Origin of the sequence: Amycolatopsis echigonensis (genome assembly GCF_002846615.1) — a bacterium.
Taxonomy (GTDB): domain Bacteria; phylum Actinomycetota; class Actinomycetes; order Mycobacteriales; family Pseudonocardiaceae; genus Amycolatopsis; species Amycolatopsis echigonensis.
The window spans coordinates 793,546-815,690 of the sequence record NZ_PJMY01000003.1 but is presented as its reverse complement, the minus strand read 5'-3'; the positions used below and the strand labels follow the sequence as shown (position 1 = coordinate 815,690).

21 protein-coding genes and 1 pseudogene are annotated in these 22,145 nt (G+C 70.5%); 11 read left to right on the top strand and 11 right to left on the bottom strand.

Annotated elements, in window-relative coordinates; all coding sequences use genetic code 11:
- The first annotated feature begins 54 nt into the window (after nt 1–54).
- Nucleotides 55–1,020: a GNAT family N-acetyltransferase gene (locus ATK30_RS08265; RefSeq protein ID WP_167441858.1), complete on the top strand. Its 966-nt coding sequence runs from the start codon at nt 55–57 to the stop codon at nt 1,018–1,020.
- Between the two features lie 479 nt (nt 1,021–1,499).
- On the opposite strand, the gene ATK30_RS08260 is transcribed toward ATK30_RS08265, so the two are convergent.
- Nucleotides 1,500–1,856, bottom strand: a complete 357-nt coding sequence (locus ATK30_RS08260; protein WP_101435066.1) for a VOC family protein — start codon at nt 1,854–1,856, stop codon at nt 1,500–1,502.
- 121 nt (nt 1,857–1,977) lie between these two features.
- Between ATK30_RS08260 and ATK30_RS08255 the strand changes: the two genes are divergently transcribed.
- Nucleotides 1,978–3,726 carry a proline--tRNA ligase gene (locus tag ATK30_RS08255; RefSeq protein ID WP_101435065.1) on the top strand — a complete coding sequence of 583 codons (1,749 nt, stop codon included), beginning with the start codon at nt 1,978–1,980 and terminating at the stop codon, nt 3,724–3,726.
- A gap of 5 nt (nt 3,727–3,731) precedes the next feature.
- On the top strand, nt 3,732–4,730 hold the full coding sequence (locus ATK30_RS08250; RefSeq protein ID WP_101435064.1) for a hypothetical protein: 999 nt from the start codon (nt 3,732–3,734) through the stop codon (nt 4,728–4,730).
- Here the strand turns inward: ATK30_RS08250 and ATK30_RS08245 are convergent.
- The 5 genes from ATK30_RS08245 to ATK30_RS08225 all read right to left on the bottom strand — a co-directional run bounded on the left by ATK30_RS08245 (nt 4,670) and on the right by ATK30_RS08225 (nt 10,219).
- Nucleotides 4,670–6,841 (bottom strand): bifunctional lysylphosphatidylglycerol flippase/synthetase MprF, encoded by a 2,172-nt coding sequence (locus ATK30_RS08245; protein WP_101435063.1) that lies wholly within the window; start codon nt 6,839–6,841, stop codon nt 4,670–4,672. The two genes, ATK30_RS08250 and ATK30_RS08245, sit on opposite strands and share 61 nt — an antisense overlap.
- Nucleotides 6,842–7,074: 233 nt before the next feature.
- Nucleotides 7,075–7,776, bottom strand: a complete 702-nt coding sequence (locus ATK30_RS08240) for a haloacid dehalogenase-like hydrolase (RefSeq protein WP_167442138.1) — start codon at nt 7,774–7,776, stop codon at nt 7,075–7,077.
- Between the two features lie 30 nt (nt 7,777–7,806).
- Complete coding sequence (locus tag ATK30_RS08235; protein ID WP_101435061.1) at nt 7,807–8,217, bottom strand: YjbQ family protein; 411 nt, start codon at nt 8,215–8,217, stop codon at nt 7,807–7,809.
- A gap of 16 nt (nt 8,218–8,233) precedes the next feature.
- Nucleotides 8,234–8,878, bottom strand: coding sequence for a response regulator transcription factor (locus ATK30_RS08230; protein WP_101435060.1), 645 nt, complete (start codon nt 8,876–8,878; stop codon nt 8,234–8,236).
- 24 nt (nt 8,879–8,902) lie between these two features.
- Nucleotides 8,903–10,219 carry a sensor histidine kinase gene (locus ATK30_RS08225; RefSeq protein ID WP_244194554.1) on the bottom strand — a complete coding sequence of 439 codons (1,317 nt, stop codon included), beginning with the start codon at nt 10,217–10,219 and terminating at the stop codon, nt 8,903–8,905.
- A 476-nt stretch (nt 10,220–10,695) separates the two neighbouring features.
- On the opposite strand from ATK30_RS08225, the pseudogene ATK30_RS47245 reads away from it, so the two are divergent.
- From ATK30_RS47245 to ATK30_RS08220, 3 genes and pseudogenes are all read left to right on the top strand, one after another.
- Nucleotides 10,696–10,866, top strand: a pseudogene (locus ATK30_RS47245) (helix-turn-helix domain-containing protein); the annotation flags it as partial.
- A gap of 33 nt (nt 10,867–10,899) precedes the next feature.
- A complete protein-coding gene (locus tag ATK30_RS46070; protein ID WP_101438641.1) occupies nt 10,900–11,223 on the top strand; it encodes a helix-turn-helix domain-containing protein in 324 nt (107 codons plus the stop codon).
- Nucleotides 11,220–12,074, top strand: coding sequence for an IS3 family transposase (locus ATK30_RS08220; protein WP_244194528.1), 855 nt, complete (start codon nt 11,220–11,222; stop codon nt 12,072–12,074). Before ATK30_RS46070 ends, ATK30_RS08220 begins: the two co-directional genes overlap by 4 nt.
- Before the next feature lie 85 nt (nt 12,075–12,159).
- On the opposite strand, the gene ATK30_RS08215 is transcribed toward ATK30_RS08220, so the two are convergent.
- From ATK30_RS08215 to ATK30_RS08205, 3 genes are read right to left on the bottom strand one after another with little or no spacing between them, the layout of a single operon-like run.
- Entirely contained in the window at nt 12,160–12,378 is a 219-nt protein-coding gene (locus ATK30_RS08215) for a hypothetical protein (protein ID WP_101435059.1), read from the bottom strand.
- An 8-nt stretch (nt 12,379–12,386) separates the two neighbouring features.
- Complete coding sequence (locus ATK30_RS08210; RefSeq protein ID WP_101435058.1) at nt 12,387–13,496, bottom strand: fatty acid desaturase family protein; 1,110 nt, start codon at nt 13,494–13,496, stop codon at nt 12,387–12,389.
- Nucleotides 13,497–13,513: 17 nt separating this feature from the next.
- Complete coding sequence (locus ATK30_RS08205) at nt 13,514–14,602, bottom strand: ferredoxin reductase (protein ID WP_101435057.1); 1,089 nt, start codon at nt 14,600–14,602, stop codon at nt 13,514–13,516.
- A 93-nt stretch (nt 14,603–14,695) separates the two neighbouring features.
- Here ATK30_RS08205 and ATK30_RS08200 point away from each other — a divergent pair, with 93 nt between their 5' ends.
- From ATK30_RS08200 to ATK30_RS08190, 3 genes are read left to right on the top strand one after another with little or no spacing between them, the layout of a single operon-like run.
- The gene (locus ATK30_RS08200) at nt 14,696–15,373 is read left to right on the top strand and encodes a TetR family transcriptional regulator (protein ID WP_101435056.1); all 678 of its coding nucleotides are present in this window, start codon (nt 14,696–14,698) and stop codon (nt 15,371–15,373) included.
- Nucleotides 15,374–15,377: 4 nt separating this feature from the next.
- Nucleotides 15,378–15,779 (top strand): VOC family protein, encoded by a 402-nt coding sequence (locus ATK30_RS08195; protein ID WP_101435055.1) that lies wholly within the window; start codon nt 15,378–15,380, stop codon nt 15,777–15,779.
- 45 nt (nt 15,780–15,824) lie between these two features.
- The gene (locus tag ATK30_RS08190; RefSeq protein WP_101435054.1) at nt 15,825–16,553 is read left to right on the top strand and encodes a lipoate--protein ligase family protein; all 729 of its coding nucleotides are present in this window, start codon (nt 15,825–15,827) and stop codon (nt 16,551–16,553) included.
- Between the two features lie 100 nt (nt 16,554–16,653).
- Here ATK30_RS08190 and ATK30_RS08185 read toward each other — a convergent pair whose 3' ends face one another.
- Complete coding sequence (locus ATK30_RS08185; protein ID WP_101435053.1) at nt 16,654–17,397, bottom strand: Lsr2 dimerization domain-containing protein; 744 nt, start codon at nt 17,395–17,397, stop codon at nt 16,654–16,656.
- A gap of 145 nt (nt 17,398–17,542) precedes the next feature.
- Between ATK30_RS08185 and ATK30_RS08180 the strand changes: the two genes are divergently transcribed.
- The gene (locus tag ATK30_RS08180) at nt 17,543–18,937 is read left to right on the top strand and encodes a dihydrolipoyl dehydrogenase family protein (protein WP_167441857.1); all 1,395 of its coding nucleotides are present in this window, start codon (nt 17,543–17,545) and stop codon (nt 18,935–18,937) included.
- 27 nt (nt 18,938–18,964) lie between these two features.
- A complete protein-coding gene (locus ATK30_RS08175) occupies nt 18,965–19,534 on the top strand; it encodes a TetR/AcrR family transcriptional regulator (RefSeq protein WP_101435052.1) in 570 nt (189 codons plus the stop codon).
- Between the two features lie 52 nt (nt 19,535–19,586).
- Here ATK30_RS08175 and ATK30_RS08170 read toward each other — a convergent pair whose 3' ends face one another.
- A complete protein-coding gene (locus ATK30_RS08170; protein ID WP_101435051.1) occupies nt 19,587–21,950 on the bottom strand; it encodes a hypothetical protein in 2,364 nt (787 codons plus the stop codon).
- Between the last annotated feature and the right edge of the window lie 195 nt (nt 21,951–22,145).

Sequence of the window (22,145 nt, the reverse complement as noted above, 5' to 3'; positions counted from 1 at the left end):
ACCGCCGGGTAATCCAGGTGCGGCGGCCGTGTGCCGCTCCTTACCCTGGCCCGCATGGAACTCGCCTGGCGCCCGCTCGCACTCGCCGACGTCGAGGCGGTCGCCCGGCTTTGTGCGGTCGCGGAGGAAACCGACCGCACGGGGGTGCACTGGGGCGAGGACGACGTGCGCCAGGAAATGTCCGGCCCGTCGGTCGACCTGCCCGGCGCGAGCATCGGCGCCTGGGACGGCTCGCGCCTGGTGAGCTACGCCCTCGTCATCCCGCGCGACGCCGCGGAGCCGGTGCATCAGCCGCACGTGGCGTCGCTGACCGACCCGGGCTACCGGACGGACGAGGTCGCTTCGATGCTGACGGAGTGGCTCGTGCGCACGGCCCGGAGCGTCCACGCTCAGCACTTCCCGGACGCGAAGCTCGAACTCCACGCGGGCGCGCACGAGAACGAGCATTGGTACCTCTCGCTCCTCGAACGCGGCGGGTTCAAGCAGGAGCGCACCTTCGTGGAGATGCGTGCGGACCTGGGCTCGCTGCCGCCCGCCCCGCCGCTTCCGGACGACTTCCCGCTGGTCGCCTGCGAAGAGCGCTACGACGCCCTGGTGCTTGACGCACGCAATGCAGCCTTTGCCAGCCACTGGGGCAGTACGTGGCTCTCCGCCGACCACTGGCACCACCGGTTCCGCGGCAACAAGGACTTCCAGCCCGATCTGTCGTTCCTCCTCCTTTCCCCGGAACGCGACCGGGTGGTGGCGTTCGTGATGTCGTCGTTCTCCGAGGCGGACGCACTGGCCGCCGGCGTGCGGGACCTGCACGTCAATTACGTCGGCACCGTGGCGGAGGCCCGCGGCCGGGGCCTGGCGTCTGCCCTGCTGGCCCACACCCTCCAAGCCGGCCGCGCGGCGGGGTTCGAGACGTCGTCGCTGTCAGTGGACGTGGACAACACCCACCGTGCGCTGGCGGTCTACGAGCGGTGCGGGTACCGGACCGCCGCGCGGAATTACGGGTACGTTGTGCCGCTCAGCTGACCGCCGAGTCAGGCGCTTCGGGCCCACTGGTAGCTGTGCGTTCGCCGCCCGTGGTCGCATGGCCACCGGTCGAGACGTTCGCCGGTGACCGTGCCCACTGCGTACGTCAGCTGGCGGCCGCTGCCACGGGCTGCTTATCTCGCGGCCGGGACGAGCAAGCTCGCTTCCGGAACTCGCAAGCCGTTTCCGGGACGACAGGTGCTGCCCTCCGCCCCCATGGATCGACGGCCGCTCCCGTGGATCGACGGCCGCTCCCGTGGATCGACGGCCGCTCCCGTGGATCGACGGCCGCTCCCGTGGATCGACGGCCGCTCCCGTGGACCGACGGCCGCCCCCATGGACCGACGGCGGCGCCCACCCTTGGCCGGAGGCTGGGCGCTACTCGCACCAGGCGGGGCCTGCCGTCCCTCCTCAGCGCCGCCAGCCCACATCAGCGCCACGTCATCCGGCACCTGACCCGGTCCTCCCTCACGCCATCCTCAATGCGCCCCCTTCCCCGCCACGCAAAACACGTTCCCCTCCGGATCCTCGAGCACCGTCCACTCGACCCCAGGCACCGAATGCTGCCCCAGCTCCGCCGCGCCCAGCCCGACCAGCCGCCGGACCTCCGCCTCCCGGTCCTCCGCTCCGAAGTCCACGTGGATGCGGTTCTTCCCCGCCCGAGGCTCCGGCACGCGCTGAAACCCCAGCTTCGGGCCGCCCGACGGCGGGCGTTCCAGCATCACGAACTCGGGGTAGTCCGCCGCCACCGCAACGCCCAGCGCCGCCGTCCAGAACTCCGCCAGGCGCTGCGGCTCGGCGCAGTCGACGGTGATCATGCCCATCTCCAAACCCATGCCCGCACGCTAACCGCGACCACCGACAAAAACCGTGCCCGCCGATAACCCGCATGCGTCGCGGCCAGGGGGTTGACTACTCTGTGCGAAACGCCTAAAGGCCCAGCGCAGGGAGTCCCCAGTGATCACCAGGATGTCGTCGTTGTTCCTCCGCACGCTGCGCGAGGACCCGGCGGACGCCGAGGTACCCAGCCACCGGCTGCTGGTGCGCGCCGGCTACGTCCGCCGGGTCGCCCCGGGTGGTTACTCGTGGCTGCCGCTCGGGCTGCGCGTGCTGCGCCGCGTCGAGCAGGTCGTGCGCGAAGAGATGAACGCGATCGGCGCGCAGGAGATCCAGTTCCCCGCGCTGCTGCCCCGCGAACCCTACGAGGCCACCAACCGGTGGACCGAGTACGGCGACAACCTCTTCCGCCTCAAGGACCGCAAGGGGGCCGACTACCTCCTCGGCCCGACCCACGAGGAGCTGTTCGCGCTCACCGTGAAGGGCGAGTACAGCTCCTACAAGGACTTCCCGGTCACGCTCTACCAGATCCAGACCAAGTACCGCGACGAGGCGCGCCCCCGCGCGGGCATCCTGCGCGGCCGCGAGTTCGTCATGAAGGACTCCTACTCCTTCGACCTCGACGACGAGGGTCTCGAGCGCTCCTACCAGGCCCACCGCGACGCGTACATCAAGCTGTTCGACCGCCTCGGCCTCGAGTACGTGATCGTGGCCGCCACGTCCGGCGCGATGGGCGGCTCGGCGTCCGAGGAGTTCCTCGCGGTCGCGGAGAACGGCGAGGACACCTTCGTCCGCAGCACCGAATCGGGCTACGCGGCGAACGTCGAAGCCGTCGTCACGCCGGTGCCCGCCGCCCGGCCGATCGAAGGTCTGCCCGAGGCGCAGGTCCACCACACCCCGAACACGCCGACCATCGAGACGCTTGTCGCGTTCTTCAACGCCGCGGGGCTCGGTCGCGAGTTCACCGCGGCGGACACGCTGAAGAACGTGCTGGTCAAGACGCGCCAGCCGGGCGCGAAGGAATGGGAGTTGCTCGGCATCGGCGTCCCGGGCGACCGCGAGGTGGACTTCAAGCGCCTCGAAGCGGCTCTCGAACCCGCCGAGGTGCAGCTGCTCGAGGAAGCCGACTTCGCGAAGCACCCGTTCCTCGTCAAGGGTTACATCGGCCCGAAGGCGTTGCAGGAGAACGGGGTCCGCTACCTCGTCGACCCGCGCGTGGTCGAGGGCACCGCTTGGCTGACCGGTGCCGACCAGCGCGACCACCACGTGCTCGACCTGGTCGTCGGCCGCGACTTCACCCCGGACGGCACGATCGAGGCCGCCGAGGTCCGCGAGGGCGACGCGTCGCCGGACGGACACGGCACGCTCGTCGCCGCGCGCGGCATCGAGATCGGGCACATCTTCCAGCTCGGCCGCAAGTACACCGACGCTTTCGAGGTCGACGCCCTCGGCCCGGACTCCAAGCCGGTCCGGATCACCATGGGCTCGTACGGCGTCGGCGTCTCCCGCCTGGTCGCGGTGCTCGCCGAACAGAACCACGACGAGCAGGGCCTGGTGTGGCCGCGCGAGGTGTCGCCGTTCGACGTGCACGTGGTCATCGCGGGCAAGGACGAGACGGTGCGCGAGGGCACCGAAAAGCTCGCCGCCGAACTCGACGCCGCCGGTCTCGAGATCATCCTCGACGACCGCAAGGCCACTCCGGGCGTGAAGTTCGCCGACGCGGAGCTGGTCGGCGTCCCGACGATCCTCGTCGTCGGCCGCGGCCTCGCGAACGGGCTGGTCGAGGTCAAGGACCGGCGCACCGGCGAACGCGAGGAAATCGCCGTCGATTCGGTCGTCGACCACCTCGCGAAGCTCGTCCGCGGCTGAAGCCGGTGGGCTGGTTCGGGCGCAAGCGCCGGAACGACGGCGGGTACCAGGACAACGCCGCGCTGAGCGGCTTCGGCGGGTACGAGCCGTCCGACGCGCCGAAGTTCCCGAGCGCCGGGTACGGGAAAACCGGCCCGGCGCCGTCCGAACCAGTCCAGCAGCCGCAGCACACTCCGCCGCCGGAGCAAGGCGCGGCCCCCGTGCGGCCCACCCAGGCACAGCTCCGGCGATCCTCGCCGCGCAGGGCCAATCTCCGCCTGGTGCGGGCCGTCCCGATCGTCATCCTGATCGGGGTGTTCGGCTACAACGTCTTCTCCGCCAAGAACCACCATTCCGCCAGCACGGACGACACTCCGCGCGCCCCGTACACCTACCAGCCGGAGCCTCGGGTCGTCGTGCCGCCGGTGGTCGCGGGATGGCAGTCGGTGGCGGGCAAAGACGGCAGCTACGCGTACGACGTGCCGCCGTCCTGGGAGCCGGCGCCGACCACGCTGCACGGCTGGGACCCGGCGGCCGGATCGCCCGGGATCAACCTGTCCGCCAGCGCGTTCCTCGGCAAGGGCAGCTGCAAGGAAGACGCGGTCGGCCAGATCGGGGGTGCCGGTGTCACCACGGAGAAGACCGGTGACGCCGCCGAAGCCGCCCGCAAGGCCGTCACTGATCTGGGCATCAGCGCGTACACCGGCGAAGGCGCTCCGGCCGCGAAGGTGACGCCCGGTGCGCCGGAGAAGACCGAAGTCAAGATCGCGAACGAAAGCCGCGAGGGCATGCTCGTGGTCGCCGAGGTCACGCCCAGCGGCAACGTGGCGTGCAAGCCGCGGAGCGTGCTGGCCGGTGCGCTCGCGCTCGGAGCCGGTGACAAGTCAGCCGTGCTGGTCGCGTACTCCGAACAGGGCCGCCCGGGCTCCGCGTCCCGGGACGACCTCGTCCGGATCCTGCACAGCTACCGCGGCGTTCCGGCTGCGGACCGGTCCACGACCACGCCGCCGCCGACCACGCGCTGACGTCGCAGCGCCAGCTTCGCCAAGTCCATCAGCCCGGCGTTCGGCAGATACGCGCGGCCGAGTGCGATCCCGATCCGCGGCAGGTCGGCTTCGTCGCGATAGGCGAGGTACAACGGCTCGTGCCGCGGCTGGAACTTTGCCTTGAACGCGTGCAGGGAACGGAATCCGTAGTACGGCTCCATCATCGAACCCAGCGCGTCCAGCATCCGGTCGACCATCTGCCGCGGCGTGCTGTCGTTGCTGCGGACCAGCGGCGCGCCCGACAGCGACACGAACTTCGCGCCCTCCTCGCGGAACGCCAGGCAGGTCGAGGCGATCAGGAACTCCATCACCGGCCGGAATCCGCCCGCGCGGCGGCGCATCACGTCGAGCGTCCATCCGCCGACCTCGCCGTCGCCGGTGTGCACCGGCAGCCACGACGTCACGCCGTGCACCGTGCCGTCCGCGTCGACCGCGAGACCGACGCGCGTCGCCGGGTCCATCGCCTGGTCCACGCCGCCGAGCGTGAAGCCCATTTCCGGCAGGCCCTTGTCACAGATCCACTCCTCGGACAGCGCCCGCACCTGGTCCCGGATCGACCACGGCTGTTCGGCCAGCCGCACCAGCCGGAACTCGATCCCGTCCTTCTTCGCGCGGTTCAGCGCGGTCCGCACGTCCTGCCAGGCCTTGCCGCGGAATTCGAGATTTTCCAGGTCCACCAACGTGTCCTCGGCGACCTGCACGTGCTGCCAGCCCAGTTTCCTGGTCTGCGCGACGGTTCCGGCGGTCGCCGAGAACACGCACGGAACGAGCCCGGTGTTCTCGCACATCGCGGAGAATTCCCGCAGCGTCGCCTCGCTCGTCCCGTCCGGCGCGACCGGGTCGCCCAGTGCCACCGCGACGCCGGCGTGCCGCTGATACGCCAGGTACGACGTGCCGTCGGAGGCGACGAAGTAGGTGTTCTGCGGCCAGGTCGTCATCCACGAGATGGTGCTGCCGCCGTTGCGGCCCAGCAGAAGCCGGGCGAAGGCCGGATCCGGTCCGCCGCGGAACAGCTTGCGCCGCCTGCGCCGCGAGGGCACGCGGAACGCGCGCCGCGCGGAGATCAGCAGCACCAGTTCCACTGTCCACAAGAGATTGTCCACGATGAACAGCGGCGGACTGCTGAAGTCGTAGTCCTCGCGCACGAGCTGCGTGAGCGCGACGACCCCGGCCAGCACCGCCATCTGCGACGCCGCGAGCACGCACAGCGCGATCGCGCATCGCCAGGCGAACCGCGAACCGCGGCGCAGTCCGTTGAGGATCGGCACCGCGACGATGCACAGCGGGAGAAGTTCGTGGCCGGACAACGAGATCGAGTCGGACGAGCCGAACGGGCCGTCCCCGGGGACCAGCCACATCACCACTTCGGCGACGACCAGCAGCACCAATCCGGCCGACGCGAGCAGCCGCCATTCGCGCAACGACGGCTTGTTGGCGTTGCGCGCGGCGGGTCCGGCGAGCCGACGACCCAGCGGCAGCGCGAGAACGAGCGCGAAGAAATGCACGAGATCGGCGAGGGTGCCGACATAAACGATCGCTACCCCGGCGTACACGCAAAGCCCGGCTCGCAGGCGCAGCCGCCACGGCGTGCGCAGGGTCGCGCTGGTGACGGCGATCGCGGCGAGCGCGCCGCCGGAGAAGCCGACGTCGAGCGTGCCGGCGATCCGGTCGGCCCAATCCCAGCCGGAATTGCGGGAAAGTTCGAGGAATTGCACGGCGACGATCGTCGACACCAATTGCCCGCCGATGGTCACCGCCATCGCGCGGCGGGTCCCGAGATGCCATTCGGCGAATCCGGCCATCAGCGCGAAACTGCCCGCCATCGGCAGGTAGAACCACGGGCGCAGGGCGTAGAACGGCCCGGTGAACAGCGTCCACCACCGGCCGTGCTCGAGTGACGGAAGGCCGTAGGCGTAATAGTGGAATGCGTGCTGGTGCTCCGCGGCGTGCCAGAGCGAGCCGGTCGCGACCCCCACGATCATGATCGCGAGCACAACGGTCGTCGTGAAAGGAATCCGGTGCCACAGCACCGCTAGCCGTCCGCGTGCCTCTCCGGCCGTGAGGCCGGTTCCCCCCTGTGCGATCGTCATGGGGAAAGTCTGGCGCGGCGATCTTAAGCGGTCATCGGCCGTCGGACTACTTCTCCCCCTAAGGGACTGCTACCCCAGGGGGACCCGACCCTGGCCCCAAGACTGACCCGGGACCGAGAACAAGGCTCTGACCAGCGTAAACGGGCTGGCTTTCGGGTGTCTCCCGGTGGATCCGACCCCGAACAGGGGTTGACGCCGAACGCCGCCCGAACGAGTGAGGCCGGTCGCCTGCCTCAGGGATGCCCGAGCACCGCGGAACGCACGGCGGACAGGTCGGAAAGGTCCGGCAAAACGCGGTGCGCGCCCGCGTCGGTCAATTGTTCGGCGGAAAACCAGCCGGTGGCGACGCCGATCGCCACCGCGCCGTAATCGAGCGCGGCTTCGATGTCGTGGGGAGTATCCCCGAGGATTACTACGGATTCCGCGGGAAATTGCGTGCCGTGCTTCGTTTCCGCGGCTTTGACGGCATGCGGGACGAGGTCGGCGCGGCGTGCGGAAAGCGAGCCGTAACCGCCGATCTCCAGATCGAGATGCTTGTCGAGACCGAGCGCGGCGAGCTTGTGCCGCGAGATCTCCGGCAGGTTTCCGGTGACGAGGCTCTGCACGACGCCCTCGCGCCCGGCGAAATCGGCGAGCGCGGCCGCCGCGCCGTCGAGCGCCCGGCCTTCCTCGGGCAGGCTCGCGCGGGCGCGTTCGACGGCCGCGATCAGCTCCCGCCACATCCGCTGGATGGTTTCCTCGTCCGGTTCGATCCCGTGCAGGGTCAGCACGTCGGCGGTGATGGCGCGTTCGGTCCGGCCGCCGAAGTCCGGGTGCGTGCGGTATTCCACGCCGGTCGCCGCGGCGAGCGCGGCGCCGTACCAGCCGATCCCCAGCCCGGTGTAGTCGACGAGCGTGTGGTCGATGTCCCAGAGCACCAGCCGGTGCGTGCGAATGGCCGTCACGGCAGCGATGCTACGGCGGGATCAGCCGGTGAGGTAGCTGAAGCGGACCCGGCGGACGGGGTTGTCGACGTTCGTGTCCACCAGGCAGACCGACTGCCAGGTGCCGAGCAGCAGGACGCCGCCGAGCACCGGCACGGTCGCGTACGGCGGGAGGAACGCCGGGAGCACGTGGTCGCGGCCGTGCCCGCCGGTGCCGTGCTGGTGGCGCCAGCGGTTGTCGCGGGGGAGCAGGTCGTCGAGCGCGGCGAGGAGGTCGTCGTCGCTGCCCGCGCCGGTTTCCAGCACCGCGAGCCCGGCCGTCGCGTGCGGCACCCACACGTGCAGCAGGCCGTCGGTGGCGTCGGCGTCGCGCAGGAACCTTTCGGCCTCCCGGGTCAGGTTGTGCACGACCGCGCGGTCGCCGGTGTGCACCTCGATCTCGGTGGAGTACATACCGCCAGGGTAGGCGTCAGGAATCGAGATAGCGGAGCACGGCGAGGACGCGCCGGTTGTGCCCGTCCGACGGCGGCAGGCCCAGCTTGCCGAAAATGCTCGTCACGTACTTCTCGACCGAGCCGGCGGACAGGAACGCCTCCGCCGCGATCGCCGAGTTCGACCGGCCCTGCGCCATCAGCCCGAGGATCTCGCGTTCGCGCGGCGTCAGCTCGGCGAGCGGACCAGCCTGGCCGGTGGTCGCGAACAACTGGCGGACGACTTCCGGATCGAGCACCGTCTCTCCGGCGGCGACGCGTTCCAGCGCGGTGATGAAGTCCGACACCTCGGCGACGCGGTCCTTCAGCAGATAGCCGACCGCGCCTGCTTCTCTGGCGAGGAGTTGCTTGGCGTAGGTGGTTTCGACGTACTGCGAGAAGACCAGAATCGCGCAGCCGCGCCGTTCGGCGCGCAGGTCTATCGCCGCGCGCAGGCCCTCGTCGGTGTGGGTCGGCGGCATCCTGATGTCTACAATGGACACATCTGGCCCGTGCTCGCGGACGGCGCTTCGGAGGTCGTCGGCGTTCTTCACGGCCGCGACTACCTCATGGCCGCGCAACCCCAGCAGTTCGGCAAGGCCCTGGCGCAGGATGGCCGAGTCTTCCGCGATCACGATCCGCACGGTTTCCCCCTCATTCCGCCGAGCTTAGCGGGGCAGCGGGAGCGTGGCGGTGACGACGGTCGGGCCGCCGGCCGGGCTCGATACGGACAGTTCCCCGTCTGCCGGACGGAGTCGTTCGGCGATTCCGGCCAGTCCGCCGCCGGGGACGATCGCGGCACCGCCTTGGCCGTGGTCGATGACGGTCAGCTGTAGTACGTCGTCGCGGTCTTCGACCACGACTGTGCAGCGTCCGGCACCGTGTTTGGACGCGTTGGTCATGAGTTCGGCCGCGGCGAAGTAGACGATCGTTTCCAAGGACGGCGGTGGACGGCGGCTCAGTTCTACTGAGACAGTCGCGGAGAAGTCGGCTGAGCTGGCCAATGTGGACAGTGCCAGGCTGAGGCCTTTGTCCAGCGCCGCGGGGTGGATGCCGCGAGCCAGGTCGCGGAGTTCGGTGAGGGCTTGTTTGGCGTTGCCGTGGGCGGCGTCGACCAGGGTGCGGATCTGGCCGAGGTCGACCGTGTCGGCGGCCAGTTCTTCCTTTGCCAGGCCCAGTTTCATGGCCATGGCGACAAGCTGGGCTTGAGCGCCGTCGTGGAGGTCGCGTTCGATGCGGCGGAGTTGTTCCGCTGCCTCGTCCAGCGCGGTGGCGCGGGTTTCTTCCAGGAAGCGGACTCGTTCGCGGAGACGGGGGTCGGCGACCAGGGTGCGGAGGAGGAGACGGTCGGCTTCGGCGAGCAGATGCACGACGGCGGGCCAGACGGTCAGGACTACGGCACCCGAGGCGCACCAGCCGAAGGTGCCCAGCCAGTGGTCGCTCTGGATGTTGAAAACCGGCAGGCCGTGGCTCGGGGTGGTCTCGACGAGCCAGGTGAGCGGATAGCTGAACGAGGCGAGGCCGAAGAAGCCGAGTGCACCGGAGCCGATCATCGCTACCAAGGCGAAGGGGAGGCGGATCAGGAGGTAGGCGACGGAGCGCCAGGCGGTCCGGTCGCCCAGGCGGGCGGAGAGCCAGTTCCAGAGACCGGGTTTGAGGTCGGTTCCTGGCGGGGGCGGGAGGGGGAGGGAGAGGAGTTTTCCGGCTAGGCGGCGGTGGAGGCCGCCGAAGAGTCTTGCGGTGCGGAGGACAGCGGCGAGGATCAGGAGGCCTAGGAGGAGCGGGGTCAGGGCGATGCCGAGGGCGGTGCCGGTGAGGAGGAGGACTACGGAGATCAGGGGGAGGAGACCGGTTGTTGCCAGCCAGGCGGTTTCGGAGACGGCTTGGCGGGGGGTGGTCGGCCAGAGGGGACGGAGGGTGCGGGGGTTCAGCGGGTGACCTGGGCGGTTCCGGGGCCGCGAGGTGGGGTGCGGGTGGGTGGTCACGTGGGTGAGTTTGCCGGGGTTTGGGAGTGGGCGGTACGGGGGTGGCTGGTGGGGTTGGGCGGGGGATAGCCCTACCTCGTCGCCTGGCGGCGACATTGCGCCGGGGTGGTTGCGTGGGGCACCCCGAAGCTGGATTGTGCTGACGGTTCGGGGGTGCTTGTCAAGGCGGGAAAGATGCCTTGACAAGCACCCCCGAACCGCAGGGAGGCTTCGTATCGGGGTGTGGGGGGAGGTGTGGGTGCCTCGATGCGTTGGGTGCGTCGGCTGCGGTGTGGTGATGGGTGCGCGGGTTGTGCGCGTGGTCGCGTGGGGGTTCGCGGGTGCCGGTTTAGCACCCAACGCAGCGTTGGGTGCGCGGGTGCGGCCGGGGTGGGCCGTGAAGGGGCTCTTGGGGGAATCTAATTCCGTGAAGGACCTGTTCACGGCGTGCGGCGGGCCGTGAGGGGAACCCTGAGTGATGAACTGCGCCCCGGGAGTTGGACTGGGAATCCAGTTCCGGCTGTCCGGGGAGTGGTTCGTTGCATCCACGCAGTTCGTTGTCTGAGTGGCAGCGGGCGTCCGCTGTTGCGTTGTTCGAGGACGGGTATGGCGCGAAGGCCGTGGCGTCCCGGTTGGGGGTGTCGGCGGGTGCCGTGCGACGCTTGCGTGATCGTTGGAGGCTGCGGAGCGCGGGAGCGCTGATGAACAAGCCAGGCAGGCGGTCGTTCGGGTTCGAGTTCAAGCTGGAGGTCGTGCGCCGGTATGTCGGCGGCGAGGCGACCGCGGCCGAGCTGGCGCGCGAGCACGGCCTGTCCTCGCCCAAACTCGTGGAGAACTGGGCGCGGGCGTATCGGCGCGAGGGCGAGGACGCGTTGCGGCCCAAGCCGAAAGGCCGTCCGCCCGGTGTCGCGGACTCGCCGGGTCCCGGCGAGCTGGAGCGGTTGCGGGCGGAGAACCTGCGGCTGTCGGCGGAGAACGCCTACCTAAAAAAATTGCGGGCCTTGAGGGAGCAGGGGCGAGGGTGAAAACCCAGGCCGTCGCCGCCCTCAAGGCCGACTATCCGCTGCCGGTGCTGCTGGCGGTCGCGGGCCTGGCCCGGTCGACGTTCTTCTACCACCAGGCCCGCCTGGACCGGCCCGACCCGCACGCCGGGCTCAAGGCCGCGATCGCCGAGGCGTTCGAGGCCGCCCGCGGCCGCTACGGGCACCGGCGGATCCACGCGGTCCTGGCCCGCGACGGCTGGCGGGTGGCGAAGAAAACCGTGCGCACGCTGATGAACGCCCTCGGCCTGGCCTGCCAGGTCCGGCGGCCGCGCCGGTGCCGGTCCTGGCCCGGGCGGCCCGGCACGACCGCGCCGAACCTGCTCAACCGCCAGTTCAACGCCGACGCCCCGGACACCACATGGGTCACCGACGTGACCGAGTTCCGCATCCGCGACCGCAAGCTCTACCTCTCGCCCGTGATCGACCTGTTCGACCGGTCCGTGGTCGCCTACGCCTGCGGCCCGTCCCCGACGCTGGAGCTGACGAACTCCTCGCTGCGCGCCGCGATCGCGACCCTGCCCGCCGGAGCCCGCCCGCTGGTGCACTCCGACCAGGGCTTCCAATACCAGCACGCCTCCTGGCGCACCCTGCTCGCCGACGCCGGCCTGACCCAGTCGATGTCCCGCCGCGCCACCTGCCTGGACAACGCCGTCGCCGAGAACTTCTTCGGCCACCTCAAAGAAGAACTCTTCCACCACAACACGTTCGACACCGTCGACACGTTCACCACGGCACTGCACGACTACATCGACTGGTACAACACCACCCGCATCTCCACCACCCTCGGCGACCTCAGCCCAGCCGAATACCGAGCCCAGACCCTCGCCGCCTAACCTCTACATAACCAGTCCAACTTCCGGGGCCCAGTTCAGTGACGGGGTCCCCCTCATGGGACCTGCTGAAGGAGACGGAGCGAGGTCAGTCTGCCTCGGGGGTCCGGTCCAGCCGGATTTCGTCTTCCTTCGCCCGCTGTGCCGCTTCGCGCATTTCGATGACGTCCGTGAACCAATCGCCCGTTTCGCGGGCTATGTCGCGGACTGCTCCGGTGATGATGGTGGCGATGTTGCCGATGTGGGTGGCCGCGGACTCCGTCAGCTCCTGCACGGTGTCCTTGCCACTTTCGAATGGGCCGACCATGGGCTTCCTCAGGCTGCTCGGAGTTGCCGTTCGGGGTCCACGGTAGCGGTCGGCCCCGGTTTTCCGGGAAGGGCCAGCCGCACGATCTTCTTCGCTACCGACCACAGCTGGCGGCGCAGGGGGCCGGTGTTGTAGGGCAGGCCGTAGCGTTCGCAGATTTCGCGCACTTCACCGGCGATCTGCGGGTAGCGGCGCGCGGGCAGGTCCGGGAACAGGTGGTGCTCGATCTGGTGCGACAGGTTCCCCGACAAAATGTGGAACAGCGGGCCGCCGGTGATGTTCGCGGAGCCGAGGATCTGGCGCAGGTACCACTGGCCGCGCGTTTCGTTCTCGGTCTCTTCCTCGGTGAAGCTCTCGACGTCCGCCGGGAAGTGGCCGCAGAAGATGATCGAGAACGCCCACAGGTTGCGGACCAGGTTGGCGCTCGCGTTGCCCAGGAACGTCAGCGGTGCCAGCGGGCCGGTGAGCAGCGGGAACAGGACGTAGTCCTTGCCGATCTGGCGCGAGGCCTTGCGGACGATCCGGCGCAGCACCGGCACGTTCTCCGCCCAGGTCCGCTCGCCCTTCACGACCCGTTCGACCTCGAGGTCGTGCAGCATGACGCCCCACTGGAACAGCAGCGCGAGCAGCGTCGCGTACACCGGGTTGCCCAGGTAGTACGGATGCCACTTCTGCGCCGGGTCCATCCGCAGGATTCCGTAGCCGACGTCGCGGTCCTTGTCGACGATGTTGGTGTACGTGTGGTGGATGTAGTTGTGCGAATGCCGCCAGTTCTCGGCCGGCGCGACGGTGTCCCATTCGAACCGCTGCGAGCTCAGCTCCGGGATGCGCGTCCAGTCGTACTGGCCGTGCATCACGTTGTGGCCGATCTCCATGTTGTCCAGGATCTTGGCCGCGGACAGCGCCGCGACGCCGGCCAGCCACGCGGGCGGCAGGAAGCCGGCGAACAGCAGGCCGCGGCCGGTCACCTCCAGCGCGCGCTGGGTTTTGATGATCTTGCGGATGTACTCGAGGTCTTCCTCGCCGAGGTCGTCGACGATCCGCTGGCGCAGCGCGTCGAGCTCCCGCCCGAATTCCTCGACCTGTGCGGGGGTCAGGCGGTCCTGCAGACCGGTCATGATGCTTCCTCCGATGGTCAGGCGTCGATTTCGACGTCCCCGACGGGGACGCTGACGCAGAGCTGGATTTCTTCGTTCTCCTCGCCGGAGACCTCGCCGGTGCGGGCGTTGCGGACGCGTCCGGCGGTTTTGAGCTGCGTGCAGGAGAAGCAGATGCCCATCCGGCACCCGTGCTCCGGCGTCAGGCCCGCGTCCTCGGCCTGTTCGAGCAGCGGCTTGCCGGAGTTGTCGCACTCCCGGCCGCTGCGGGCGAAGCGCACCCGGCCCTCGGCGGCCTCCGCGGCGAAGGTCAACGGCGCTGCCGTGAACTCTTCGGTGTGCAGTTGTGCACTCAACCCCTCGTTCTCGAAGAGTTCACGTGCCGCGGCCATCAGCGGAGCCGGGCCGCAGAGGAACGTCTCGGCCTCGCGGAACCACGGCGCGGCCTTCTCCAGGTGCGCGAGAGAGAACAGGCCGTGCAGATCTCCGCCGCTGCGGGCGTGGGTGTGGGCGTGGACCACGCGGAACGCCGGGTGCCGGGCGGCGAGTTCAGCCAGTTCGTCCCGGTAGAGCGCGTCCGCGGGAGTGTTCGAGTAGTGCAGGAACACGATCTCGCCGGGGTGTCCCTCGGCGACGAGCGTCCGGGCCATCGCGAGCACGGGCGTGATCCCGCTGCCGCCGCTCATCAGCACGATCCGGTCCGGGCGCGGCGACGGCAGGGTGAATTCGCCGTCCGCTGGCGAAAGGCCGACCACCGCGCCGACGGTGGTCTCCTGCAGATGCCGTGACACCAGCCCGTTCGGGTCGGCCTTCACGGTGAACTCCAGGTCGCCGCTGCCCTGCGCGCCGCACGGCGAGTAGCAGCGGGTCCGGCGCACGCCGTCGATCTCCACCTGCATCCGCACGTACTGCCCGGCGCGGAAGCCCTGCCACGCGCGGCTCGGCCGCACGGTGAAGGTCACGGTGTCCGGCGTCTGATGCCGCACGGCGGTGACGCGGCCGCGGATCTCGCGCCGCACCAGCATCGGGTCGACCAGTTCGAGGTACCGGTCCGCGCCGTGCGGGGTGAGCAGCGCCTCGGCGAGCGAGACGAGCCCGCGCACGCGGCGCGGGAGCAGTGCGGTCATCACCCCTCCAGAAGTTTGAGTGCACAGTCGTACACTGACTAGTGTGGGGGCAAGACCGGGGGGCCTGTCAACGCGGAAGCGAGGTGATGTGACGTGGGCCATGCGACGAGCGCCAGTACGCTGCTCGACGTGTCCGCAGCCGAGGAGCCGGCCGGCCCGGTGAGCCGGCAGGAGCGCAAACAGCGCACCCGTCAAGCGCTGCTCGACGCGGCGCTCGACCTGCTCGCCGACCGGAGTTTCGCCAGCCTTTCGCTGCGCGAGGTCGCGAAGGGCGCGGGCATCGTGCCGACAGCGTTCTACCGGCATTTCTCGTCGATGGAGGAGCTGGGCGTCGCGCTGGTCGAGGAGACCACGCGCACGCTGCGCGGCATGCTTCGCGGCGCGCGCACCGAGCAGAGCGGTTACGGCAGCATGATCCGGGCTTCGGTGCGCACGCTGCACCGGCACGTCCGCGAGCACGAGGACCACTTCCGGTTCGTCACGCGCGAGCGCTACGCCGGAGCCGGCGCGGTGTCCCGGGCGATCGCGGTCGAGATGCGGATGTTCTCCAGCGACCTGGCACTGGACCTGGCGCGCTTCGATCCGCTGCGCACCTGGCCCACCGAGGACCTGCACGTGCTGGCCGATCTCATCGTCACCGCGATGCTCGGCACGGTTGCCGAACTGCTGGAGATCCGTCCCGGCGACACCGCCGCCGACGAGCGCACCTTGGTCGCGGCGGAAAAACGGCTCCGGATGATCCTGCTCGGCGTTCCGCACTGGCAGCCTTAGCGGCATGGCCTTCCTGCAGCTGACCGCGATCATCGTCGACGACTACGACGAGGCGATCGACTTCTTCACTCGCGCGCTGGGCTTCGACCTGGCCGAGGATTCGCCGTCGCTCACCAACGACGGCCGCCCCAAACGGTGGGTGGTCGTCCGCCCGCCGGGCGGCGAAACCGGCATCCTGCTGGCTCAAGCCGACGGCGACCGGCAGTCCCGTGCGGTCGGCGATCAGCACGCCGGCCGCGTCGGGTTCTTCCTGCGCGTGGACGACTTCGACGCCAGTTGCCAGCGGATGCGGGACGCCGGGGTGCAGTTCCTCGGCGAACCGCGGACCGAGCCGTACGGCCGGGTCGTCGTGTTCCGCGACATCGCGGGCAACCGCTGGGACCTGCTCGGACCGGCCGCGTCCTGAGCCTGCTCTACGATCCCGGGGTCCAGCTGATCGTGGAGGAACGCTATGCCGAGCGGGTCGGAAGTCCGAGCCGAATTCACCGACCCAGCCGAAAACCTGGCGTTCGACGAGGCACTGCTGCGCGAGGGCCCGCCGGGTCCGGTGGTGTGGCTGTGGCGGAACCCGGTGTGCGTCGTCGTCGGCCGCGGTCAGCGCATCGCGCGCGAAGTCCGCGTGGACGAATGCGCTCGCGACGGCGTTCCCGTGCTGCGACGAGCCAGCGGAGGCGGCACGGTGTTCCACGACCCGGGCAATCTCAACGTGACGCTCGTGCTTCCCGGCCCCGCACCGCGTCCGCTCGAAATGCTCGGCCTGGTGATGTCCGCCGCGGTGGAGAAACTCGGTCTCCCAGCCAGAATCGGCGACCGCGGCATCTTCGTCGGCGACGCGAAACTGTGCGGCTTCGCGGTGTTCCGGACCAAAGACGTGCTGCTGGCGCATTCGACACTGCTGGTCGACACCGACGCCGCCCGCGTCGGCGCGTACCTCACCGGTCCGCCGCCGGACCCCAAACCGCTGGATTCGCACCGGAGCAAGGTCGCGTCCCTGCTCGACCATGGCGTGCGGCTGCCGCTGACGGAAGTGGAAGACACCGTCCGCGCGGCCGCAGCCGGACTGCTCGGCCCGCTCCCGCCGCGCGAACCGACGGCGGGGGAGCTGGAGCGGCAGCGGGCCTTGCTGTGGAGCCGCTACGAGTACCCGGACTGGCACGCCGAAGGACGCCAGCGCTCGTAATCGCCTTGCCCGGCAGGCACATCCGGGCACCCTGGCCGAGATGCCGTGAAGGGCTCCTTGCGGGAATCAGCTTCCCGCAAGGAGCCCTTCACGGAACGGATCAGTTGCCGGGAGCGGAGAACAGCACCTGCGGCACGGCGCTGGCAGCACGGCGACGCGGCTTGGCCGGTGCCGGAGCGGCGGTCTTCGCCGGGGCCGCGATCTTCGCGACTGCGGCCTTCGCGGGTGCGGCAGTTGCGGGCGTGGCTTTCGCGGTCGCCTTGACGGGTGCGGTCTTCGCCGGTGCGGCAGTTGCGGGCGCAGCCTTCGCTGTTGCCTTGACGGGCGCGGTCTTCGCCGTCTTGGCAGCGGGTGCCTTGACCGCAGCAGCCTTCGTGGAGTTGGCAGCGGGTGTCTTGACCACAGCAGCCTTCGTCGACTTGGCCGTGGTCTTGGTCGCAGCGGCCTTCGTCGGCTTGGCTGCCGCGGACTTGGCCGGAGCCTTCCGCGCCGTCCCGGTCGCGCCACTCGTCCGGGCAGTCTTCACCGTGGCCTTCGCGGCACCGGCGGCGGAAGTCTTCTTGCCAGCAACGGCTTTCCCGCCCGTGGCCGCCGCGGCGGGCTTCTCCGCCGCAGGCTTGGCCTCGGCCTTCTTCGCCCCGGCGAGCAGCCGCGGCCGCAGCTTCCGGCCTCCCGTGCGGCGACCGGCCTTGGCGTACCGCTCCAGCAGCCGCCGGAGCGCGGCCGCGTTGCGGGTGCCGAGGTCGATGTCGTAGTCGATGCCGTCCAGCGAGAACGCGACGGTCTCGGCCGCGCGTCCCCCGGTCAGGTCGTCCAGAGTGCGGACAGCAGTGTTCCTCGCCATGGGAGCCTCCCGTGCTCGATCGTGGTCGTGCGTGCAACCGGCACGGCGACGACCCGGATTTCGCGGTGCCGCCGGTTTCTTGCAGCTCGCTGACGAGAATAGCGGCAGGCTTGCGCGAACCTGCGCGGTGGTGTGCGCTGTGCCCATGGCAGCAGAGACTTTCGACGTCGTGGTCATCGGGGCGGGTCCGGTCGGGGAAGTGGCCGCCGAACGGGCCGCCAAGGGCGGGCTGAAGGTGGCGCTCGTCGAGCACGAACGGTTCGGCGGGGAGTGTTCGTACTGGGCGTGCATCCCGAGCAAGGCGTTGCTGCGCCCGGGAAACCTGCTCGCCGCGGCCAAGCGGATGCCCGGGGTGCCGATCGGCGACGCGCTCGACGCGGAGAAGGTGCTCGCGCGGCGCGACTGGTTCACCGGCAAGGGCGACGACTCCGGTCAGGTCGAATGGGCGCGCGGGGCGGGCATCGAACCGGTGCGCGGCTACGGCCGGATCACCGGCGAGCGCGAGGTCACGCTCGACGACGGCCGCGTTTTCGCCGCCCGGCACGCGGTGATCGTGTGCACCGGCAGCGTTCCGCGCACGCCGCGGATTCCGGGTCTGGACACCATCAAGCCGTGGGGTTCGCGGGAAGCGACGTCGGCGACCGAGGTGCCCGGACGGCTCGGCGTGCTCGGCGGCGGCGTGGTCGGCGTCGAGATGGCGCAGGCTTGGGCACGGCTCGGCTCGCAGGTCGACTTCGTGATCACCGGCGAACGCCCTCTGCCGCGGCTGCCGGAGTTCGCCGGCGACCTGGTCCTGGACGGATTGCGCGAGGCAGGCGTCCGCGTGCACGCCCATTCGGGCTTGAGCGAAGTGTCCGTTGTGGACAGTGGGACGCGACTGAAACTGTCCGGCGGAGAAGAGATCGTGGTCGACGAACTGCTGGTCGCGACCGGCCGCGCGCCCGCGACCAGCACCATCGGGCTGGACGTGCTCGGGCTGCCCACCGATCGCCCGCTCGACGTCGACGAAAGCGGCCGAGTGTCCGGTGTGGAGGGTGGCTGGCTGTATGGCGCGGGCGACGTCACCGGCCGTGCTTTGCTGACCCACCAGGGCAAATACGCCGCGCGCGTCGTCGGGGACTCGGTCGCCGCCCGTGCCCGCGGCGAGGAGATCTCGACCGAACCGTGGAGCCGCTACAGCGCGACCGCCGACCACCACGCGGTGCCGCAAGTGGTGTTCACCGACCCGGAGGTGACGTCAGTCGGCCTGACCGAAGCACGCGACGGATCCGCGGACCGGGTCGTCGACATCGACATCGCGGTCGCCGGTTCCTCCCTGCACGCCGACGGGTACCAGGGCAAGGCGCGCATGGTCGTCGACACCGAGCGCGGCATCGTGCTGGGGGTCACGTTCGTCGGCCAGGACGTCGCGGAACTTCTGCACTCCGCGACGATCGCCGTCGTCGGCGAAGTGCCGCTGGACCGGTTGTGGCACGCGGTCCCCGCGTTCCCGACGATCAGCGAGGTGTGGCTGCGGCTGCTGGAGGCTTACGGGCTCTGAGCTGTTGCTTTCCGGTAGCGTCGAGGCATGACCAGTGCCCCCGTTCCCGGCCGACGCGAACGCAAAAAGGCGGCGACCCGCCAGGCGCTGGCCGATGCCGCCCTGCGGATGTTCCTGGAGCGCGGCTACGACCAGGTGACCGTGCGCGAGATCGCCGACGCCGCGGACGTGTCCACCACCACGCTGATGAAGCATTTCCCGACGAAGGAAGCCCTCGTTTTCGACCGGGAGCCCGAGGTGGACGAGCAGCTGGTCTCGGCGGTTCGCGACCGGCCCGAGGGCACGTCGGTGCTGGAGGCGCTCCGCGCGCATGTGCACGTGCGGGCGATCTCCGGCATCCGCGCGGAGGCCGAACCGTTGCTGCGGCTGGTGCGGGAAACGCCCGCGCTTTCCGAGTACTGGCACAAGATGTGGATGGGGCACGAGCACACGCTGAGCCGCGTCATCGCGGAGGAAACCGGTGCGCCGGAGGGAGATCCGCGGTGTGCGGTGCTGGCCCACTTCGCGTTGGAGACGGCCGCGCTGGCCGACCGCTCGGACGATCCGCCGCGGGTTGTCGACGTGGCGTTCGACCTGTTGGAGAACGGGTGGCAATGAGCCGTTCGCTCGGCACGGCCCGGTAAGCCGGGTTCCTCAGTTGGCGGGTTGCTCAGGACGGCAGTTGCAGGTCGAGCGCGCCCTTCGCCGCCCGAGCCAGTCCGGGATCGTCCGCAGTGGACGGTCCCGGCTGCCAGACCGCCTGCACGAGCCGGACGCCGTTCCCGTCGATCTTGCTGGCGTAGGCGGCGCCGTCGAACTGCGGCGGACCCGACGGCCACTTGCCGGTTTCCGTGGCGACGTCCAGGATTCCGCCGCCGCCCGGGTTGTCGGCGATCTCCTTCAGGCGGCTGGCCTGTCCCGCATCGGGAAACTCGACCACCGCGACGGTGACCGCGGCGGGCCGCCCGTCCACGAGCGCCGTGTAACTCGCGCGGCGGACCCCGGAGCAGCTGGTCTGCTGGAGGCTCGCCTGGACGTCCCCGAACGCGTGCGAGGCGCACTTCTGGTCGGCGCTGCTCGCCCGGGGTTCGAAGGTGAGAGTCGGGGCTGGCGGGGCGCTCGACTTGGCGCTGCTCGGCGCCGGACTCGGAACGCTGCTGGGCGCCGCGCTGCTGGCGGGCGGAGCGGCGGCGGTGTCCCCGCTGCCGCTGGTCGCCACGACGATCGCCGACACCACCAGGACGACCAGCAACACGATCGCCGCGATCGGCACCCATTTGACGGTCCGGGAGGCCGGTTGTCCCGGTCCGGCCGGGGTGTTCGGGCCTGCTCCAGCGGCCGTCCCTGGTCCGGCTCCCGCCGCGGCGGTCGCTCCCGCACCGGCGGCTGTCCCCGCTGCGGCAGCTGGTCCCGAGGCGGCCGGAGCCGGGCGCGGAGGCTGAGGCGCACCTCGCGGCGGACTGCTCGGCCCGGGAACATGCACCGGCGCGATCGGCGGGACGGCCCCGCGCGGACGTCCGGTGCCCTGCGGCTTCGCCGGAGAAGGCATCTTCTCGGTCGGAGCCTCGGGCGGGTCAGTGGACTCGGTGGGCGCCTCGGACAGCGACTCCAGTTCGATCGACGGAATCTCCGGTCGAGGCGGCCGCACCGCGATGATCTTCGGCCGGGGCACGGGAGGGGCGGATTTCGGTGCGGCGGAAGGGCTGCTGGGGGAAGCAGCAGCCTTCGGTGCCGTGACGCCAGCCGGTCCCGATGGGGTGGCACCGGGGAAGACGGGAAGCCCTGGGGTATTTCCGGCACCTGCCGGGGCCTTCGGCATCGCGGTGGTCGCAGCGCCGCCGGGGACGGCATCCGCAGTGGATCCCACGTTGGCGGAACCAGCCGGACCTGAACCCGCGGCGTTGGGCCCGACGGCACCTGCTGGGGTCCCGTCGGTGGCGCCGGGCCCGGCCGCGCCTGATCGGACGGCGTTGGCAGTGCCCGAGCCGGGACTCGTGCTGATCTGGTCGGGGGCGGAACCGGCAGCCGGTTGACCGGTGCCGACTCGGCCCGAGCCCGGCGTGGCGTTTCCTGGGCCTGGCGAGCCGGGAACGGTGCTGGCTCCGGCCGCACCGGGCTCGGCGGCGGTTCCGGCGGGGCCAGACGTTGCCGCGTTGGACACAGCGGCGGCTGCCGAGACCCCGGCCGTTCCTGCGCTGGCAACGGCTGCTGTGCTCGACCCGGCGTTGGGTCCGGGAACCGCAGGAGCAGGGCCGGAATCTGCCGAGGCAGTGCCAGGCCGAGAGCCATTCTGTGGGCCAGCAGCGGCCGCGGAACCGGAGTCAGCCGCGCCGACGGCAGCATCCGGTGCAACTCCTGGGCCAGCCGCTGCAGGGTGGGGAGCAGCACCGGCCCCGCCCGCGGAAGACCGAGGCCCAGGCGGAACCGGGACGTCGTCCGCGAACCGAACGAACCCCTCGCCGCGCAGCACCTCGTCCGAAAGCTCCGGCGCGTCGGGGGCCAGCGCCGAGATCAACGCCCGTGCCTGGTCCACCGACCGCGGATGCCGCGCGGTGGCCAGGGAGACCGTCGCGGCCAGCATGGTCGTCGGCGTCGGGTGCAGCACCCGGACCGGGCCCGCGAGGTCGCCCGGCGGCTGGTCGACCGTCTCCACATACGGGCCGACCGCCACGATCGTGCCGACCGGGCCTCCGCCGAGTTCCGCGATCCGGCGTTCGCATTCCTGGGAGAGATCGAGCGCTTCGGTGGCGGGGTTGACGTCGTCGCCGTGGACGAGGGGCCAGCCGTCCGCCTTCCACGGGCCGCTCAGCGGGGCTTCGAGGCGCAGGGCCGGGTCGGGCAGGTCCACGCCGATCACGACGAGCACGCCCGCGGGCAGCACGACCACCGCCTCGACCGGACGGTCTCCGGTCGGGCGGGCGCCGACGAGCGCGACGCCGCCGATCACCGTGCTCCCCCGCCCGAGGGAGGCCAGTGCGGCCCGCACGTCTTCCGCGACGCGCGAGGGCTGCTGCCCGAGACGGACCAGTCGCACCGAAACTCTCCTGTCGAATCCGCAGCGTTTCCGGTGCACCACGCTAGCGTGCCGGGCCGCCGGAACCGTGCTCCGCGCCCTCGCGTCGGCGTGGCTCACCACAACGGGTCGTCCGCTGCGACTTGTGGTGTTCATGTGGCCAAAGGGCACGGTGGGGGTGCAGAATGTGCTACACAGGTCGGGAACTGCCGTGGA

Coding starts and splice junctions, on each gene's coding strand:
- ATK30_RS08265 (WP_167441858.1), top strand. CDS start 55: ATGGAACTCGCCTGGCGCCCGCTCGCACTCGCCGACGTCGAGGCGGTC.
- ATK30_RS08260 (WP_101435066.1), bottom strand. CDS start 1,856: ATGGGTTTGGAGATGGGCATGATCACCGTCGACTGCGCCGAGCCGCAG.
- ATK30_RS08245 (WP_101435063.1), bottom strand. CDS start 6,841: ATGACGATCGCACAGGGGGGAACCGGCCTCACGGCCGGAGAGGCACGC.
- ATK30_RS08235 (WP_101435061.1), bottom strand. CDS start 8,217: ATGTACTCCACCGAGATCGAGGTGCACACCGGCGACCGCGCGGTCGTG.
- ATK30_RS46070 (WP_101438641.1), top strand. CDS start 10,900: ATGAACAAGCCAGGCAGGCGGTCGTTCGGGTTCGAGTTCAAGCTGGAG.
- ATK30_RS08215 (WP_101435059.1), bottom strand. CDS start 12,378: ATGGTCGGCCCATTCGAAAGTGGCAAGGACACCGTGCAGGAGCTGACG.
- ATK30_RS08210 (WP_101435058.1), bottom strand. CDS start 13,496: ATGACCGGTCTGCAGGACCGCCTGACCCCCGCACAGGTCGAGGAATTC.
- ATK30_RS08205 (WP_101435057.1), bottom strand. CDS start 14,602: ATGACCGCACTGCTCCCGCGCCGCGTGCGCGGGCTCGTCTCGCTCGCC.
- ATK30_RS08195 (WP_101435055.1), top strand. CDS start 15,378: ATGGCCTTCCTGCAGCTGACCGCGATCATCGTCGACGACTACGACGAG.
- ATK30_RS08190 (WP_101435054.1), top strand. CDS start 15,825: ATGCCGAGCGGGTCGGAAGTCCGAGCCGAATTCACCGACCCAGCCGAA.
- ATK30_RS08185 (WP_101435053.1), bottom strand. CDS start 17,397: ATGGCGAGGAACACTGCTGTCCGCACTCTGGACGACCTGACCGGGGGA.
- ATK30_RS08180 (WP_167441857.1), top strand. CDS start 17,543: ATGGCAGCAGAGACTTTCGACGTCGTGGTCATCGGGGCGGGTCCGGTC.
- ATK30_RS08175 (WP_101435052.1), top strand. CDS start 18,965: ATGACCAGTGCCCCCGTTCCCGGCCGACGCGAACGCAAAAAGGCGGCG.